Origin of the sequence: Limosilactobacillus sp. (assembly GCF_022651205.1) — a bacterium.
Lineage (GTDB): Bacteria > Bacillota > Bacilli > Lactobacillales > Lactobacillaceae > Limosilactobacillus.
This window is the reverse complement of record NZ_JALCQI010000006.1, coordinates 39,040-58,378: the sequence shown is the minus strand read 5'-3', so window position 1 is coordinate 58,378 and position 19,339 is coordinate 39,040. Positions and strand designations below refer to the sequence as shown.

General features: G+C 41.5%; 15 protein-coding genes. All 15 read right to left on the bottom strand.

Features of this window, described 5'->3' with window-relative positions; genetic code table 11:
- Positions 1 to 3 precede the first annotated feature (3 nt).
- Positions 4 to 1,380, bottom strand: coding sequence for a DEAD/DEAH box helicase (locus tag LKJ51_RS02755; RefSeq protein WP_291979273.1), 1,377 nt, complete (start codon positions 1,378 to 1,380; stop codon positions 4 to 6).
- Positions 1,381 to 1,394: 14 nt separating this feature from the next.
- Positions 1,395 to 2,348 carry a DHH family phosphoesterase gene (locus tag LKJ51_RS02750; RefSeq protein ID WP_291979274.1) on the bottom strand — a complete coding sequence of 318 codons (954 nt, stop codon included), beginning with the start codon at positions 2,346 to 2,348 and terminating at the stop codon, positions 1,395 to 1,397.
- 232 nt (positions 2,349 to 2,580) lie between these two features.
- Complete coding sequence (gnd, locus tag LKJ51_RS02745) at positions 2,581 to 3,486, bottom strand: phosphogluconate dehydrogenase (NAD(+)-dependent, decarboxylating) (protein ID WP_291979275.1); 906 nt, start codon at positions 3,484 to 3,486, stop codon at positions 2,581 to 2,583.
- 154 nt (positions 3,487 to 3,640) lie between these two features.
- Positions 3,641 to 4,009, bottom strand: a complete 369-nt coding sequence (gene yajC, locus LKJ51_RS02740) for a preprotein translocase subunit YajC (RefSeq protein WP_434737673.1) — start codon at positions 4,007 to 4,009, stop codon at positions 3,641 to 3,643.
- Positions 4,010 to 4,191: 182 nt separating this feature from the next.
- Positions 4,192 to 5,217 (bottom strand): tRNA-guanine transglycosylase, encoded by a 1,026-nt coding sequence (locus LKJ51_RS02735; protein WP_291980089.1) that lies wholly within the window; start codon positions 5,215 to 5,217, stop codon positions 4,192 to 4,194.
- Positions 5,218 to 5,224: 7 nt separating this feature from the next.
- Positions 5,225 to 6,241 (bottom strand): Holliday junction branch migration DNA helicase RuvB, encoded by a 1,017-nt coding sequence (gene ruvB / locus LKJ51_RS02730; protein ID WP_291980088.1) that lies wholly within the window; start codon positions 6,239 to 6,241, stop codon positions 5,225 to 5,227.
- Between the two features lie 15 nt (positions 6,242 to 6,256).
- On the bottom strand, positions 6,257 to 6,859 hold the full coding sequence (gene ruvA, locus LKJ51_RS02725) for a Holliday junction branch migration protein RuvA (protein WP_291980087.1): 603 nt from the start codon (positions 6,857 to 6,859) through the stop codon (positions 6,257 to 6,259).
- Positions 6,860 to 6,876: 17 nt separating this feature from the next.
- Positions 6,877 to 8,871, bottom strand: coding sequence for a DNA mismatch repair endonuclease MutL (gene mutL, locus LKJ51_RS02720; protein ID WP_291979711.1), 1,995 nt, complete (start codon positions 8,869 to 8,871; stop codon positions 6,877 to 6,879).
- A 10-nt stretch (positions 8,872 to 8,881) separates the two neighbouring features.
- Positions 8,882 to 11,506 carry a DNA mismatch repair protein MutS gene (mutS, locus tag LKJ51_RS02715; RefSeq protein WP_434737672.1) on the bottom strand — a complete coding sequence of 875 codons (2,625 nt, stop codon included), beginning with the start codon at positions 11,504 to 11,506 and terminating at the stop codon, positions 8,882 to 8,884.
- Positions 11,507 to 11,702: 196 nt separating this feature from the next.
- Positions 11,703 to 13,262, bottom strand: coding sequence for a ribonuclease Y (gene rny, locus LKJ51_RS02710; protein WP_291979714.1), 1,560 nt, complete (start codon positions 13,260 to 13,262; stop codon positions 11,703 to 11,705).
- 190 nt (positions 13,263 to 13,452) lie between these two features.
- Positions 13,453 to 14,535, bottom strand: coding sequence for a recombinase RecA (gene recA, locus LKJ51_RS02705; RefSeq protein WP_291979715.1), 1,083 nt, complete (start codon positions 14,533 to 14,535; stop codon positions 13,453 to 13,455).
- An 88-nt stretch (positions 14,536 to 14,623) separates the two neighbouring features.
- Positions 14,624 to 15,865, bottom strand: a complete 1,242-nt coding sequence (locus LKJ51_RS02700; RefSeq protein WP_291979716.1) for a competence/damage-inducible protein A — start codon at positions 15,863 to 15,865, stop codon at positions 14,624 to 14,626.
- 192 nt (positions 15,866 to 16,057) lie between these two features.
- On the bottom strand, positions 16,058 to 17,416 hold the full coding sequence (locus LKJ51_RS02695; RefSeq protein WP_291979717.1) for an MFS transporter: 1,359 nt from the start codon (positions 17,414 to 17,416) through the stop codon (positions 16,058 to 16,060).
- Between the two features lie 192 nt (positions 17,417 to 17,608).
- A complete protein-coding gene (gene pgsA / locus LKJ51_RS02690) occupies positions 17,609 to 18,196 on the bottom strand; it encodes a CDP-diacylglycerol--glycerol-3-phosphate 3-phosphatidyltransferase (RefSeq protein ID WP_291979719.1) in 588 nt (195 codons plus the stop codon).
- A gap of 21 nt (positions 18,197 to 18,217) precedes the next feature.
- The gene (locus LKJ51_RS02685) at positions 18,218 to 19,291 is read right to left on the bottom strand and encodes a helix-turn-helix domain-containing protein (RefSeq protein ID WP_291979720.1); all 1,074 of its coding nucleotides are present in this window, start codon (positions 19,289 to 19,291) and stop codon (positions 18,218 to 18,220) included.
- Between the last annotated feature and the right edge of the window lie 48 nt (positions 19,292 to 19,339).

Genomic DNA, 19,339 nt, shown 5'->3' with positions numbered 1-19,339 from the left:
AGATCAACGGCTATTTCGTTCACGACGGTGTTGACGCTGGCGGGCACGTTTAGCCTTTCTAATCTTATGGCGCAATTCTTGTTTCCGCTTTTGCTGCTCATCTTCCCGAATTGCTCGCTTAATCCGCTTCTTATAGCCTGGCTTAACCTTCTTCTTGGTCTTCTTAACAAAGCCCTTCATTGATGGATCAAGTTTAGCCTGACGACGATTATACTTTTGCCGACGGTTCCGATCATGCGTTGTGGCGATTCGTCCATGGCGGATTTCCTTTGGCACAAATTTAATTCCCCGTTCTTCTAATTTTGCAATTAAATCATCTTCCGAAGGTGCATAAAGTGTAATCACAGTTCCCGGCATTCCATTTCGACCAGTCCGACCGACACGGTGAATAAAATACTCTAAATCAGTTGGGATATCATCATTGATTACTAAAGAAACACCATCAATATCAATCCCACGAGCGGCCAAGTCGGTAGCGACAACATATTGGAAGTCAAGATTACGGATCTGACGCATCGTCCGCTTCCGTCGACGTGCCTCCAACCCACCATGGATTAAAGCAACTTTTAGTCCTTGCTCCCCAAGGTATCGAGCAAGTTCGACTGCCCGCTCCTTCGTGTTGGCAAAGACCAAGGCCAGGTATGGTTCACCCATCGTTAATAGTTGGTAAATCAACTGGTTCTTATCCCGACCCTTAGTTGACATTAACCAGTTCTTAACATCCGGATTGATCACTGTTTCTGTTGGAATTTCTTCCATCACCGGATTTTCCATGTACTTTTTCAGGAATGGCCGTAACTTTTGCGGGATTGTTGCCGAAAAGACCATCATTTGTAGATCATCTGGAAAATGACTAGCAATTTGATCTACTTGATCCAAGAACCCCATATCAAGGGTCATATCAGCTTCATCAACAACGAACCTGGTTGCCGTATGAATATCAAGTGCTTGGCTTTTAATCAGGTCTAATACCCGTCCCGGTGTTCCGATAACAAGCTGTGGTTGCTGACGTTTTAATTGCTCAATTTGGTGTTGTTTGTCAGTACCACCAACATAATTATGAATTGTTACCGGAGTTGGTAAGTGCTTATTCAACTGTTTAGCGGCCGCATAAATTTGGTAAGCTAATTCTCGACTCGGGGTAGTAATAACAGCCTGAACTTCTTGCTTATCCTGATCCAATTGGGCAAAAATTGGCAAGAGAAATGCGTGAGTTTTCCCACTACCAGTTGCGGACTGACCGACAACGCTCTCCCCTTTTAAAATTAACGGAATTACTTTTTCCTGAACTGGCGTTGGCTGGCGGAAATTAATTTCTTTGACTGCTTCTAATAGGTATGGCTGTAAATTAAAATCTGCAAACGATTTTGTTTGGCTCATTATTAGCCTCCTTCTTACTTTTGGTATTCACTTACTAACTTATCTAATTCTTCAACTACCTGGTTAATCTCAGCATGATCTGCTGCCTTGGCACCACTGGCTAATGGGTGACCACCACCATCATGCTGCTTAGCAAGTTCATTAATAACAGGACCCTTTGACCGAAGCCGAATCCTAAAGTGACCGTCTTCCTGCTCCACAAAGATTGCCCATGCAAGAACATTTTGAATTCTTCCGGGAAGTGAAACAACCGCTGAAGTGCCTGATTCTGCTAAGCCAAAGTGACTTAATGTCTCATTATTCAAAACGATGTATGCAGCACCACTATCATTAATCGTTAGGTGTTCATAAACGTAGGCTGATAGACGAGCTACTGGTTCTGAAATCTCATTTTCTCGTTGACTAATTGCCGAAGCATCAGCACCTGCAGCCATCAAAGCTCCAGCCACCAACATTGTCCGTGGCGTAGTGGCCGGGTATAAGAAGCGTCCAGTATCGCCAATAATCCCAGCGTAAAGTGCCGAAGCTGCCTTCTTAGGTAGTTTTAATTCCTTAGCAAAGTGTTGGTAAAAGGAATAGATCATTTCTGAACAACTCGATGCTTCTGGTTCAACCCACATTAAATCACCATAAGGCTCGTCATTCGGGTGGTGATCAATTTTAATTAGTTGGTCACCGTTATCAAACCGCCGATCATCAATTCGCGGTGCATTAGCTGTATCGGTAACAATTACCAGTGCATCATCAAAGGTTTGCCCTTCAATTTCATCCATCTGACCGATCCAGTCCAATCCAGGAATGTCTTTCCCCACTACGTAGATCTGCTTGTAAGGGAATGAAGCCCTTAAAATTTCCGCTAACCCAATTTGGGAACCGATTGCATCAGGATCAGGCCGCTGGTGACGGTGAATAATAATCTTATTGTATTTTTTTATTTGTTCAAGAATTGCTTCTAATTGATCAGCCATGATGTATCTCCATTTCTAAATTTATGCTTTTTAAATTATAGCACTGCTAACCAGTTCGATTAAAATATTAATTTTACCGATAAAACGATTGAAAGTCTAGGTTAGCTTTCAAATTCAAAAAAATAAGTCTAAACAATCATCACTGAATGCTTAGACTTATTATTCTAAGAAAGAGTCGAATCACAAACGATCCTGAATACTCTCTCATATTTATAGTTAGTAATTAAATGGTTTACTTAGCCTTGTCCATTGCGTGGCCACCGAAACCATTCCGCAATGCAGAAACAACCTTACCATCAAAGCTGTCGTCTTCCATTGAACGGAAACGAGCACTTAATGCTTCGTAAATAACTGGAGCTGGAACTTGCTTGTCCATAGCATCCATCAAAGTCCAGTGAGCTTCACCAGAACTGTGCATCCGTCCAGCAATGTTATCAAGGTGTGGATCCTTTTCAAAGGCTTCTTGAGCCAATTCCATAAGCCATGAACGAATAACCGAACCATGGTTCCACATCTTTGCAACGGCAGCGTTGTCGTAGTCAAAGTCAGAAGCTTCAAGAATTTCGAATCCTTCACCCATAGCTTCCATCATACCGTATTCGATAGCGTTGTGAACCATCTTAAGGTAGTGACCAGAACCAGCCTTACCAGTGTAAAGATAACCATCCTTTTCAGCGATACCATCGTAAAGTGGAGCAAGACGTTCGTCGAAGACCTTCTTGTCATCCCCACCAATCATGAAGTTACCGTTCTTAAGGGCACCCTTCCAACCACCGGAGGAACCGCAGTCAAAGTAGTGAATACCCTTTTCGGTAAACATGCGGTTGTGACCCATAGAGTCCTTCCAGAAAGTATTACCACCATCGATAACAACATCATCGGCATCAAGTAATTCAGCTAACTTGTCCATGGTGTCGTCAGTTGGCTTACCAGCAGGAACCATTACCCAAACAGTCCGAGGCTTGTCAAGCTTAGAAACCATTTCATCCAAGCTGAAAGCCTTAGCAGCACCGTAAGAACCAGCTTCTTCAACAAGGTCCTTGCTTAAATCAAAGGCAACAACATCGTTACCATTGTTCATCATGTTTTGGGCAAGGTGAATACCCATCTTACCTAAACCAATCAATCCAATTTGCATTCTAAAATTCCCTCCTGTTTTACAGTCGTGATGAGCGAAAATGCAACACTCAATAGTAATAATGGCAATGAACCATTGCCATTATGAAATCACAAACTAAAAGGCTTGCAATAACATTCTTTAAAAGTGTCCCACGTTTTGCCATACGTGTCAATTACTTTTCGTCACTATCAGCATCAGATGCTGGTTCCTCATCCTTAGATGAATCAGAAGCAGCTAATTCTTCCTTTGTTTCTGAACTAGCTTCTTTCTTTTCAGCAGGTTCACTAGCCTTATCTTCAGTCTTTTCTGCATCAGCCGATTTAATAACCCTTGCAATTGCGACCATATCGAAAGTTAAGTAAATTCCTTCACAGTCCAAAGTTACGGTCCGGTCTTCACGGTTAATTGAATCAATCTTCCCGTGCATCCGACCAATTGTGACAACTTCATCACCCTTATGCAACTGACTCATCATATCTTGATGTTGCTTCCGTTGCTTTTGTTGTGGGCGAATCATAAAGAAATACATTAAAGCAATCATTAGGACGATCAAGATCAATCCAGAATAACTGCTGGCACTACTTGATGCGGCACCAATGTTTAAAAAGTTTAACCCGTTCACTAAATATCCATCCCTTCAAAATTCTTCAAGTCTAACTTTAACAAAAAATACGGCAAAAAGCTACTCACTACTAGGGATAATCGTATCCTAAATCAATTAATTTACGAACGAAAATCAGCAACAAAGTGGTTTAGCCAAAACAAATTATGCTGCAAGATTAAACCTATATACTGTGGCGAGTTAGTCTTGGCAAGGTAATGAAGGTAAGCTCGAGAGTAATGACCAGTACATATTGGGCACCGACACTCTGAATCAAGCGGTTCTTGATCATTAGCAAAGTGGGCATGATCAAAGTTAAGCCGCTTTCCACTAGCTACCAACGCATTTCCCATCACCGCTTCGTGAACTGCCACGTCGGAATATATAATATCAATTCCTGAAGATAATGCGGCTACCAAATGTTCGAAACTCGCCCTTGTTTTCGTTACCCGTAATTTCTGCGACGGTAACATACTAGTCACTACAGAAAGGTTTCGTTTTATCTCCGCAGGTGAATCAATTTGTTGTGTCTGGGTAATAATGTATCCCAGTGACTGTTGTCCGGCTAGTGAATCAACACTCTGCTTATGAAATCCTTTTAATCCACCACCAGTAACTGGTAAAAGAAAATTATTCTTGCTTAATGTCGAGTTCCAGCGTCCTGTTAACTCTACACCGGCTGCTAAATCATCAACTGGAGCGTAATAATCTACGTCCCGATAAAGTCGTTCACCAATGTTTGCATCTAATTGTTCTTGAAGCTGAACCGCCTCTTCAGGAGAAAGGTGAATTAGCTGACCTTCACCTGGTAGCCGAAAATTAACCCCATCACTCTTGTAACCACGTGACTTAGCCAGTTTGGCAACTTCACTTGCTCCAGAAGTTGTAAACAAGGTCCCCCGCCAGCCAAGTAACTGACGTAAATTAGGTAGTTTATTTAGATTGCCTGTTCCTATATCTTCCGCAAGAATAAGTGGATCATAAAAAAGAGCCTTCGTATTAGTTGACCAGATCTCATCTGGACGTAAATATTGAACTGTCTTCCCCGAATGGACGAGCAGTGGTGTTGCTAAAGTTAAGTCACCAGTAGATAGCTTCCCAGTCCGTAAGTTACCGGTAGAATGGTCAATTTTAAAGTACTTATCCATAATAGCCTCACTTTGTTGGATATTCTAATCCAAGGTGCTCATATGCCGCTGCTGTCACCATTCTTCCTCGTGCAGTTCTTGTTAAGTAACCAATTTGAAGGAGGTATGGCTCATACATTTCCTCAATTGTTGATTTTTCTTCACCAATATTTGCGGCAATCGTTTTTAAACCTACCGGGCCTCCATGATAATAGTTAATCATTGTTAAAAGAAGCTTGCGGTCGATCTCGTCGAGGCCTTGATCGTCTACTTGAAGCAATTTAAGTGCCTGTTGGACACTTAATGAATCAATTGAGTCTTTCCCAGCAACTTGAGCAAAATCACGGACTCGTTTTAATAGACGGTTAGCGATCCGAGGTGTCCCTCGTGACCGTAACGCTAATTCATGTGCTCCTTCATCCTCAATTTTTGTTTGAAAAATCTTAGCGGAACGAAAGATAATCTTAGTTAATTCGTCCTGGTTATAGTAGCTCATATGCTCCACAATCCCGAAACGATCCCGCAACGGTGCAGATAACATTCCAGCACGGGTAGTTGCCCCAATTAAAGTAAACGGTGGCAAAGGAAAATGAACGGGGTGTGCCGTTGGACCTTCACCAATCACGATATCAATATAGTAGTCTTCCATTGCGGAATACAGCATTTCCTCAACTACTTTTGGTAAGCGGTGAATTTCGTCAATAAATAAAACATCACCCGGCTTTAACTCGTTCAATAAGGCAACAAGATCTCCCGACTTTTCAATTGCCGGCCCACTTGTGGTCTTAATATTAACGCCTAGTTCGTTGGCAATCACCATCGCTAATGTAGTTTTTCCTAAACCTGGTGGCCCATACAAAAGAACATGATCCAATGCTTCTTCACGTTCCTTAGCGGCCTTAATATAAACGCTTAGTTCATGTTTTATCTTGGTTTGACCAATATAATCAGCTAATGTTTGCGGACGGAGGGTTAATTCAATTGCCGCTTCTTCTTTTCCCGTTGTCTTACCAGAAACAATCTGATGTTCTTCCTGATCTGCCATTTCAACCACCCTCCTTTAGTTTAGTAATCTTAGCGCATGACGAAGATACTCTTCCGTAGACATTGCATCCTCTTTCTCCAATTCCTTCTTAATCCGTTTAACTTCTCGCTCCTTGTAGCCTAAAGCGTTCAATGCTTCTAATGCATCTTGCAGTTCTCCATTAACAGATGCATTTTCAGGTGCTAACGGTTTTAAAAGATTATTTTCGTTTGAAGATAATCGTTCAATTTTATCCTTAAGATCCAGGCAGATTTGCGAAGCAGTCTTTTTCCCGATCCCAGGGAACTTTGTCAAATACTTAACATCATCATTAGCAATTGCGTTAATCAAGCCTTCATGATCCGGATTGGCCAAAATTGCTAAAGCGCTCTTGGGACCAATTCCAGAAACATTAATCAATTGTAGGAATAATCGTTTTTCATCTTGATCATTAAAACCAAACAATGAAATGTCGTCATCCCGGACTGCCTGGTAAACATACACCGTTACCTTTTCTTGCTTATCAACATGGTAACGGTAAGGATTAGCAACTAACAATTGGTATCCGATGCCATTAACCTCCACTACAATATAACGAGGTTCTACCATCGTGACCAATCCTGTCAGGTATTCATACATTCTCTTGCACTCCTCTTTTAAAATTCATGTTCATCAAAGTCCTGAGCAAACGGAACGTGAGAATCTTGAATCCGTTTAAACATTTTTTCCAAATCCCGATCATTAAAATGCACCGTAACTGGCCGTCCATGGGGACAATTAAACGGATTTTCACATTCTGGCAACCGCCACAATAACGCTTTGGCTTCACGATCGTCAAGGTGATGGTTCGCTTTAATTGCTCGCTTACAACTCATCATAATTGCGGTTCGTTGGCGAAAGTCATGAACTGAAATCTTACCATCATTAATTAGCCATTCAATCATTTCTTTAGCAGTTGCTTCCTCTTGCCCTTCCGCAAACCAGGTTGGGTGAGAACGCAAAATAAAACTATTTGGTCCAAATGATTCCAGGTGAAGGCCAACAGCTTCAAGAACGTCAAGGTGCTGCGTAATCGTCATTGCATCAACGGTTGAATAATTTAGTACTAAAGGTACCAAAAACGTCTGCTGATCATCACTCACCTGACCGATCTCTTTCCGGAATCGTTCATAGTTGATCCGTTCCTGAGCGGCATGCTGATCAACAATATACAGGCCATCCCCTGCCTGCGCAAGAAGAAAAGTCCCCTGCAGCTGGCCAATGTATTGCAAATCAGGAAACCTTTTTTGCGATTGGTCACTTTTATCCCGGACGTCCAGCTCGATATTTTCTGCCTTAGCCGGCTTTTGGGGAGCCTGTTCGTCTGGTCTCCCAAATGGATACGCAATGTTTTCATCCTGGTAACGACGGTCAAATTCTTGCATTTGAGAACCGGTCAATTCATCCTTTTGGTGAATAACAACTGGCTCGCGAACGATACTATCACTAGCATCCGCAGCGGCCGGCCCTCCATTACTTACTCCACTGACTGGTGAAGATGAATGCTGAAAATCATCACTAGGGGTTGTATATTGCCTAGCCGCCTCGCTTAATTGGTGTTCCAAATCATCCACAGTTGGTTCATCAGGAATAAACTGTTGTGCATCCACATCGGGGATCAAATTTTCGGTTGATATTCGTTGACGAATCACCTTGGCAATTAGGGACGCTAACTGCGGTTCCTTACTCAAACGGACTTCCCGCTTAGCTGGGTGAACGTTAACATCAACCAGTACCGGATCAAGTTGGATATTCAAAACCGCAATCGGATAACGACCAACCATTAATTTTGACTCATAGCCGTTAATAATGGCCTTCGTTAATTCAAAATTGCGAATGTAACGATGATTAATCGTGATCGTAATATATTGACGCGATGCCCGGGTAAGTTCAGGTAACGATACTAAACCAGACACTTTAAAATCATTATCCTCTCCCGCAAATGGCAACATCTTTTTACCAACTTGAATGCCATAAATTGCCGCAACAACCTGTTGGAGGTTATCGTTACCTGCAGTTCTGAATAGTTCTTTATTATTATGGGTAAGACTAAACGCCACTTGCGGGTTAGCTAATGCCAATCGGTTCACGATATCAGTAATCCGTGCTAATTCAGTTTGTGGCGATTTTAAATATTTTAACCTGGCAGGTGTATTAAAGAATAGTTCACGAACAATCACATCAGTTCCCTGACGCGCTGGTCCTGGCTTAAAATCCACTAACTCGCCACCATGAATATGAATTAGCGAACCAGTGGTACTTCCTGAAGTGGCAGTGGTTAAAGTCACGTCAGCTACCGAAGCGATACTTGGCAAAGCTTCACCTCTAAAGCCCATCGTTTGGACCTTAAATAGATCACGACGAGTTGAGATCTTACTAGTTGCGTGTCGCTTAAACGCGATCTTTACGTCATCTTCCGCAATTCCGGAACCATCATCAATTACCCTGATGCTATCCAATCCAGAATTTTCGACAATAATATCAATTCTTTTACTATTCGCATCCAGTGAGTTTTCAACTAATTCCTTAACGATTGATGCGGGACGCTCAATCACTTCCCCAGCAGCAATCTGATCCGCTAAGACATTGGTTAATTCATGGATCTTTCCCATTTATGCCACCTTACTTTAACTTTTGTTGCCATTGATAAATTTGATTCATAACATCCATTGGCGTCATCCCCATTAGGTTAAGTTCCCTTAGCTGTTTAACAATTTTAGTAGCCACCGGATCCTTTGGCTTTGGGGTAGGGGCCTTAAACAATTCAACTTGGCCATTGGAGTCAATTACTGGCGCTTCAGCTGACACTTGATTAATCGGTTTGGCAGGCTCTTCACTAACCTTATTTGCTTCACTTTGCTGATCACTTGAAGCGGAAATTGTTGGCAATTTAACGTCCTTCTTCTCAAGTGAACTAAGAATCTGATCAGCACGCTTAAGCAACTCATCTGGCATTCCGGCTAACTTAGCAACATGGATTCCATATGACTTATCTGCTGGGCCTGCACTCACCTTATGAAGAAAAACCAATTCCCCATTCTTCTCGGTTGCACCAACATGAACATTCTTCAACCGCTTTAAAGTCGTTTCAAGAGCGGTTAATTCATGGTAGTGGGTTGAAAAGAGGGTCTTTGCCCGTAAGTGTTCATGGATATACTCAATAATTGCCTGAGCAAGTGCCATTCCATCGTAGGTCGCTGTTCCCCGTCCAATTTCATCGAACAGGATCAAACTTCGGTCGGTAGCGTGAATTAGCGCATTGTTAGCTTCCATCATTTCGACCATGAAGGTACTTTCACCAGAAATCAAGTCATCAGCTGCCCCAATCCGGGTAAAGATCTGGTCAAAAATTGGTAATTCTGCTCGCTCTGCCGGAACAAAGCACCCCATTTGTGCCATAACTGCAGTTAAAGCCAGTTGACGCATATAGGTGCTCTTACCTGACATGTTTGGTCCCGTAATAAGGAGGATGTCCGTAGAATCATCCATCAAGACATCATTAGGAACGTATTCCTGGTGACCCATAAACTTTTCAACAACTGGGTGACGACCATCCTTAATCTTTAGAACATGTCCCGTATTCATTGTTGGCCGAACAAAATGGTAATCTTCACTAACCACCGCAAAGCTTTGTAAAACGTCTAATTCAGATAAGGCCTGAGCCAAACTTTGGAGTCGTTTGATTTGTTCCTTTACAGCCTCACGAATCTTAACAAAGACATCATATTCCAATGCCGTTGATTTCTCTTGAGCCCCTAATATCAATGCTTCCTTTTCCTTCAATTCAGGAGTCGAGAAACGTTCAGCATTTACTAATGTTTGCTTCCGCTCATAGCGATCACGAGGGATCTTGCTTAAATTGACCTTAGTTACCTCAATATAGTAACCAAAGACATGGTTATAGCCAATCTTAAGGTTATTAATTCCCGTGACTTCACGTTCATGTTTTTGTAAATCAGCAATCCATTGCTTCCCGTTATTCATTGCATCACGGTATTCATCAAGCTGCTTATCATAACCATCCTTAATTACTCCACCATCAGTAACACTAATCGGCGGATCCTCAACGATTGATTTCTCGATTAAAGAGGCAACGTCACTTAACGGGTCAAGGCGTTTCTCCAAGTCAGCAAAAGCAGGTGCATCTAGTGTTTCCAGAGTATATTTAATTTTTGGAACCTGGAGCAGGGATGTTTTTAGCTGAATCAGGTCACGACCATTAACACTGCCGTACGCTACTCGGCCAGCAAGACGTTCCAAATCGTAAACCTTAATTAATTCCTGCTGAATATTGTTTCGCTCAAAGTAGTGTTCAAGGAGCTCCTGAACCTTATCCTGACGAGCACTGATTTGTTTTGGATCAATTAATGGCCGATCGAGCCACCGCTTTAATAATCGGCTTCCCATCGCGGTCTTGGTTTCATCAAGCAACCAAGCTAATGTTCCCTGACGTTTACCACTCCGCATATTGGTTAATAACTCAAGATTGGTCTTTGAATAATGGTCAATTTTCATAAAGGAACTAGGTCGATATGAAACCGCCCGCTGCAAGTGAGCAAGAGAACGCTTTTGGGTTGTCAAAAGATATGAAACTAACAGCGAAACGACCCTTTGTTGTCCCTTATCCGTTAAATCTTGGGTTAAGTAGCTAACCTCGGCCTCTTTTACGATCTCTGGCTGGTGAGATTGCAAAATGTTCCGTTTTGTAAGTTGGTCCTTAAAACTCTCCTCAACCGAGTCATCAAGAACCACTTCTCGACTTTGCAAATTAATTAATTCATTGATGAGCTCGTCTTCACTAGTAAATTCAGTGGTTTTGAGTTCTCCAGTCGACAAATCAGTATATGCTAAATAATAATGATTATCTTGACGGATAACCCCTGCCAAATAATTATTTCTCTTAGCTTGCTCACCATTCAAATCCATTTGGGTCCCCGGGGTAATTAATCGGGTAACTGCTCGTTTAACCATCCCCTTGGCCTTTTTGGGATCTTCCATCTGTTCACAAATTGCAACTTTGTAACCCTTATCGATCAAAACATCAATGTAGCTATTTACTGCCCGATGAGGAACTCCACACATTGGAATCGGGTTTTTAGCACTATGATTTCTGGTTGTTAACGTCAGTTCAAGTAACTGCGCACCCTTGATCGCATCGTCATTAAAAAGTTCGTAAAAATCCCCTAGACGATAAAATAAGAATGCGTCTGGATATTGATCCTTAACTTTTTGGTATTGTTGCATCATTGGTGTCGTTTTTTTTGCCACCTAATTTCACCCCGTAAATTATTCTCTATTAGTTTATAACGTCTTTTTTACCAATTTACACTTTATTTATTATATTTTTTGCGCAATCTAAGTGCAAGGAAGGTTAGGCTGAACATGTTATGCCATATTATTTTTAAAGTAATAAAAAGACCGGGATTCACCCAGTCTCAAATTTCTACTTTGCGTAGTCGATCGCACGAACCTCACGAATAACTGTTACCTTAATGTGACCCGGATATTCAAGCTCCTGTTCAATCTCATGCTTAATATCATGGGATAAGGCAACCGCTTGAAGATCTGAAATCTTCTTTGGTTTAACAATTACCCGCAATTCACGACCTGCCTGAATTGCGTAACTATGGTCGACACCATTATGGTCATTTGCAATACTTTCTAGTTTCTTTAACCGTTGAATATATTGTTCAAGTGATTCACTCCGCGCTCCCGGACGAGCACCTGAAATGGCATCAGCAGCTTGCACTAATGCAGCAATCATTGACTTAGCAGGGACATCACCATGGTGTGAAGCAATTGTGTTAATAACTACCTGGTTTTCTTTATACTTAGTAGTTAATTCAACACCTAATTCAACATGTGAACCATCAACTTCATGGTCAATAGCCTTACCAATATCATGAAGAAGACCAGCACGCTTAGCAAGCGTCACATCTTCTCCCAATTCTGCTGCCATTATTCCAGCAAGTTTAGCAACTTCAATAGAGTGATCAAGCACGTTCTGACCATAACTAGTCCGGTACTTCATTCGACCAACAGTCTTAATTAGGTCTGGGTGCATTGAATGGATTCCAAGATCAAAGAGTGCTTGCTCCCCAGTCTCACGCAGGTTAGCATCCATTTCTTGACGAGCTTTATCAACCGCCTCTTCGATTCTAGCTGGGTGAATACGCCCATCCTGAATCAACTTTTCCAAGGCAATCTTGGCAATTTCACGCCGAACAGGATCAAATCCACTGAGCACAACCGCCTCCGGAGTATCATCAATAATTAAATCAATTCCAGTTAATGTCTCAAGGGTCCGAATATTTCGTCCTTCACGACCAATAATTCTGCCCTTCATATCATCATTTGGCAAGTTAACCACGGAAACAGTAGCCTCTGAAACAACATCAGCAGCACTTCGTTGAATTGCTTCAACGATTAACTTTTTAGCCGTCTTATCAGCAGTTAATTCAGCATTCTGCTCACTATCGCGAATCATGACAGCTCGCTCAGTCTTCAGCTCTTCCTTAACTTGATCTAAAACCCGTTTCTTTGCTTCATCATGTGACAGTTGGGCAACCTTTTCTAATTCCTGTTGCCGCTTTTCTATTAATGAATCTGCCTTTTCTTGAGATGCCTTTAATTGATTTGTCTGTTGTTCAAGGCGATGTTCACGCTTACCAACAGCACCTTCCCGTTTTTCGAGAGCATCATCTTTCCGGTCTAATGAAGTTTCCCGTTGCAAGAGCCGATCCTCCTGCTTCTGGACTTCGTTTCGACGTTGTTTTAGTTCTTGTTCAACACTTTCTCGGTAACGGTGGCTTTCTTCTTTGGCTTCTAAAATAGCCTCTTTCTTTGCCGTCGCTGCATCTTGCTTTGCAGTAGAAAGAATCTGATCTGCACTTTGGTTTGCAGCCTTAAGTTGCTTTTCAATTGAAACCTTATGAATTGCATATCCAATAATAATACCTACAACCATAGCAAGCGCGGCGAAAACTAAGCCGAAAGCTTCCATAATTTCACCTCCGCTTTCACTATATTTTTATTATTGGTTCAATTAATTAGTTTAATTTAACCGTATGATAAATTAAATATCACACATGTTAAATTTTAAGCTTGCCACTAATTGGTGTCAACCATTCTTTTAATAATTAAAAGTGAAGAACTACTAATACGGTAATTCTCCACTTTTAAATTAAAGATTATTACTTTTTGCTTGCTTCTTCGATCGTTTCCTGTTTGGAACTTCCTTTAGGAGCTGTCTTTTTCTCTTGATCCTTTTTATCAGTTTCCTTTAATGGAGCCATACCATAAGCTTCACGAACCTTGTTCATTAGTTCTGCCATGCTATTTGGATGTTCAGCCAACCACTTTTTAGCATTCTCACGCCCTTGACCAATGCGTTCGTCGCCATATGAATACCATGCTCCAGACTTCTTAACCAGATCCTTTTCAACAGCCATATCAAGAAGTTCACCGGTCTTAGAAATTCCTTCGCCATACATAATGTCAACTTCTGCCCGCTTAAATGGAGGAGCAACCTTGTTCTTAACGATCTTAATCTTGGTGCGATTACCAATAACATTCGTACCATTCTTGATCTGTTCAGAACGACGAATTTCCATTCGAATAGTTGAGTAAAACTTCAGTGCTCGTCCACCAGTAGTAGTCTCTGGATTACCAAACATTACCCCGACCTTTTCACGGATCTGGTTAATGAAGATGGCAATCGTCTTTGTCTTATTAATTTCTCCAGAAAGCTTCCGCAATGCTTGTGACATTAACCGTGCTTGAAGACCAACATGGGCATCCCCCATTTCACCTTCAATTTCAGCACGTGGAACAAGAGCAGCAACAGAGTCAACAACAACTAAGTCAACTGCCCCACTAGAAATCAATGCATCAGCAATTTCCAATCCTTCTTCACCGGTATCTGGCTGAGAAAGAAGTAAGTCATCAACATTAACCCCTAATGCTTCTGCATACTGTGGATCCAATGCGTTTTCAGCATCAATGTAGGCTGCTGTCCCACCTTGTCTCTGAACTTCAGCAACTGCTTGTAAAGCTACGGTTGTCTTACCAGAACTTTCAGGACCGTAAATTTCAACAATTCGGCCACGAGGATAGCCACCTACTCCAAGGGCTTTATCAATTGCCAATGAACCACTTGAAACGGTCGCAATTTTCATATCGGCAGCATCCCCCATCCGCATGATGGAGCCCTTACCGAAATTCTTTTCAATTTTACGGATTGCAACATCAAGTGCTGCCTTTCGTTGATCAGCCAATATAATTCCTCCTTTGATACGGAATATCCGTTAATAATCATAACAGTTTTAGGCAAAAAAACAAGAACTTTGGCGAACAATGGTTCGATTATTTACCAATTCTTTGCAAAATCATTTGTAGACCATATTGAACACTCAATAACCTGATCTCCTGTCGACCAAGGTACCCAGCTAATCTTAGCTGTTTAGCTACAGGTTCTTGGTCCTTGTAAGCCATTCCGATCCAAACCGTCCCTGCCGGCTGGCCTTCTAGGCTATCGGGTCCAGCAACTCCGGTAAAGCCAATTCCAATATCTGCGCCAAGCTTTCTCCGCGAATGTTCAGCCATTGCCTTAGCAGTAGCACTACTTACTACACCATGCTGCTTAATTACCGAATCTGGAATTCCTAATAGACCTACCTTGGCTGCTGCTGCATAAGTGACAAAGCCACCATCAAAGATTTCTGAAGCACCAGGAACAGAACAAATTGTGCTTTGAAATAGACCACCCGTCAAGCTCTCAGCACCAGTTACCTTTAACTTTTGCCGCTTAAGTAGCTCAACTACCCTGTTCGCTAGATTAAAGTCTTCTCCCATTCCCAAGTAGTACTGATCCTCTTTTTTGAGGATCATCTTGGTTACCTGATCAAACTTCAACTTAATCTCCGCTTCATCGTCTGCAACCGTTGTTAACCGCAACTCAATATTCGTTGGTTTTACATAAGATGTAATTGTAACATCAGGGAACGTATCCATTATTGGTTTTAGTTCACTCATTAATGTTGATTCAGGCCTTCCCAGAAAATGAAGTGCTCGTGTTTTGATCATTTTTTGAATACCATATTCTCTAATAATTCTAGGAACCACCTCTTGATCCACCATTGAACGGAATTCCGAAGGTGGCCCTGGAAGAATAACAAATCGCTGGTTTCCCTTTTCAATCCAGCTGCCCAAGGCTAATCCTCGCGAATTTGGAATTAGTTCACCGATATACTGAGCCTGACGCTTATTACCAGGTTGTACCGGTATCTGTCGCTGGCTAAAAATACTTAAAAGATGGTGCCAGGTTTGATCATCCGTCGCTAAGACTGCACCCAGTCCCCTTGCAACTGCCGGTAAAGTGAAGTCATCCGCGGTTGGCCCTAAGCCACCACAAATAAAGACAAGTCCTGATTGATTTCTGACCTCCTGAATACAATTAACAATTGCATCTGGGTCATCACCAACTGTTACCTGTGAGGTAATAGTTATGCCTAAAGAATTAAGTTTTTTCGCTAGGTACGCTGAATTAGTATTTGTAATTTCACCACGTTGGAGTTCATCGCCAACTGAAATGATTTCTGCATTCATGTTTTCTGCCTCCAAATATTAATAACGTAAAATCTTTTTGTTTTCACTTTTTTACTTCAAAAATATTTTCTTACTTTCAAGCTTACCACTCTTAAATCCTTAATAAATCAATAACTATTTTAGGAAATAATAAAAGGGCCCCTAGTAACCAATAATAACTGGTACCAGAGACCGTAAAGTTAATTAAATAACTTATTTTTGAGCATTTTCTTCTTTAGCTATCTTAGCTGTCCGATTTTCGTTAATCATAATGTAGATTAACAGGAGTAATGCCAATGTAGCTGCTGAGTACAAAACAATGTTACTTGCTAACCAGCCGTACTTGGATACCAAAATACCAATTAAAGCGGTGGCTAAAGTTTCACCAAAAATGTATTGGAAGAAGCCCATGAATCCTGTTGATGAACCAACGGCAAACTTAGGAACAGCTTCGTTAACCATCAAACCAACTAATGTTAATGGTGCATAAATCAATGTTCCCATGATGAATAGAACAGTAACGATCAAAGCATGACTTGTACTAAAGAAGTAAGTGGTCAAGCAAATGAAAAGCAAGATAACACAAGCAATGCAGACAATTGCCCGGCGATCCTTCAAGAAGTCAGAGATAGCTCCCATGATGATAACACCAGGAACGGCGGCTAATTCAAAGATCCCAACTAGCCACTTGGCAAACGAAGGACTAAAGCCCTTTGATTGAACAAGGAAACTAGGAATCCAGCTCATAACTCCATAACGAACGAGATAAAGTGACATGGAAGTCAGTGTAATCGCCCAAACAACCTTATTGGTTAAGATGTACTTAACGAAAATTTGAGGCAAGGTTAAATTAGTTAATTCTGATGAGGATGCCTTTCCATCTTCAAGAACGACTTCGTCACCAGTGTATTCAGAAATACTTGGTAACCCAACAGTTGTCGGCCGGTCAGAACCACAAATCAGCACAAATGCTGCAATAAGCAGAGAAACGACTGATGCTGTGTAGAAGACAGCCGGAATCGAACCAGCAAACATAAAGGTTGCCAACTGAACAACGGCCACGCAGACAAATGCTCCGGCATTGTGGGCGGAGGACCAGATGGAGTAAATGGCTCCACGGTGCTTCTTTCCCCACCAAAGCTGGACGATCCGCTGACACGCAGCGGCCCCCATCCCTTGGGCAACGGACATTACCAGCATCAAGAACATCATTACATAAAGGTTCTTGGTAGCTCCTAAACCAAAGTTCAGAATTGCTGATACAATCAATCCGGTTGCTAAATAACGGTTCGGGTTACTCTTATCACTAAGGGCACCCATAAATAACTTAGAAATACCATAACCAATACCGAAACATGAAAGAACCATCCCAACATCAGCAGTGGTAAATCCATACTGCTTCATAATGTCATTCTGTTCGGTTGTAAAAATAAGACGAATAACATAATAGCCAATGTAACCAATACAGATTGACAATAAGACACCAACCTGACGCCACTTATAAACGGTCGAAATCTTTTCTTCTGGAACCTTAGTTTTAGCATCAGGAGCTGGTTTTAAGAATGAAAGCATAACTACATCTCCCTATTTGGAATCCTTTTCAAAAAAAGGTACAGACCAATCATATCATAAGTAGCAAAGAAAATGAACACTTTTTTCAAAAACATTCATAACTTATTTTATACTATCAACACAAAATAGAACGTGGCTAAGGATGATCTCAACCACGTTCTATTTTAAAAAGTTTATTAAATTTAACTTAGATTACTTAAAGCCGTCTGAGAAGACGTCCCGCCCCTGAATGAAATAATCAACTCCAGAGTAAATAGTAAAGAATAAGCAGATGTATAACATAATTTGACCAAATGGAATTCCCCAAATTGCAAAAATCACGTTATTCAGGAGTAAGAAAATAATCGCTATAAATTGGGTTGTTGTTTTAATCTTTCCCGGCATTTTTGCTGCTAAAACAACACCGTCTTGTTCCACCAGTAGCAACCGTAATCCCGTAACGGACAGTTCTCGCCAGATAATAATTGACGTTACCCAAGCTGGGACAACCTGATTACCAGTCAAAACGATAAAAGCAGTCATTACTAATAGTTTATCTGCCAATGGATCAGTAAACTTACCAAAGTTAGTAACTAGGTGGTTCTTTCGCGCAATTCGACCATCTAAATTATCAGTTATAGTTGCCGCAATAAATAGGATTGCTGCAATTAATTGTGAAACCGGAATCGTTGCACCCCAAAAGCTTACTGCTCCCCAAGAATGAAGCGGAAGTACCATTAGCAATAAGAAAAAGGGGATAATAATTAAACGAACAACGGTTAATTTATTAGGTAAATTCAATTTGTTTCCTCCTCATAACCATTAGCGTGATTGTGTCTGGTTAGTTTGTGTCTGACCTTGCGTCCTGCTTTGGTTTACCGAAGTAGTATTATTGTTTGGACGTGTTGGCGTAGTTGTGGTCCGTTGAGTAGTTTGATTTGTAGTCGTCCGTTGAGTAGCAGATTGACCATTATTAGTTACCCGACTTGAAGATGAGCTAGTTGAAGTCGATGAGCTAGAAGAATTGCCAAAGTGAATCGTAACCGTCCGCGTATTGTTGTAGCGACCATTATTAGTAAAGTTAATCTTCTTGTTACCGATCTTCAAAGTAGTGGCTGGCGCATTACCAACCGTGATGACAACCGTATTAGCAGTTCTCTTAATAGCAACATTAGCGGTTGATTTAGCATCCATCGTCCGACTGAGGGCACTTGTACCATCAACAGTAACACTGTTCCATGCACGGCCACTAGTCTTGATTTGTAAACTAGTGTCCTTCTTTAAGGAAGCGGCATTATACGTCACACTATTGTTATTTCGACTAGCTTCTGTTAATTTGATTGCGGTATTCTTCTTGGTTGATTTGGTCGAATGCTTCTTTGCGGAACTACTGCTCTTCTTCCGACTCTCTCCTGAGACAGAAACAGAGCTATTGTCAATCTTCGTAGAAGCATCCTGGTGTCCACGGACAATCGCGGTCACCCAAATTGCTGCCAGCACAATAACAATTACGCACGCAATAATAATTGTCGGCATGTACTGACGAACCTTACTAACTCCCTGACTAACCGTTTTACGCCGGTTCGCTCGCGTCTCAACAGCTTGACTAATATGGTCGGAATATTCTTCCGTCTTTGCCTTTGGGAGCTGTTCGTTAAATTCCTTCAACAGCTCGTTGCCATCAAGGCCAACAGTGTCCGCGTATTGCTTAATAAAGGCACGGACATAAAAGTCACCCGGTAATTCATCAAACTTCTCGTCTTCAATCGCGATCAAGTACCGTTTTTGAATTTTCGTTAACTGTTGTAAATCATCTAACGTGTAGCCCTTTGCCTGACGAGCTTCACGTAACCTTTTACCAACTTGGATTTGTTGTTCATTCTCATTTTCACTCATTGTGATATCTCCATCTCTGAATTTTAATCCTACTTGCTAATTATAGCA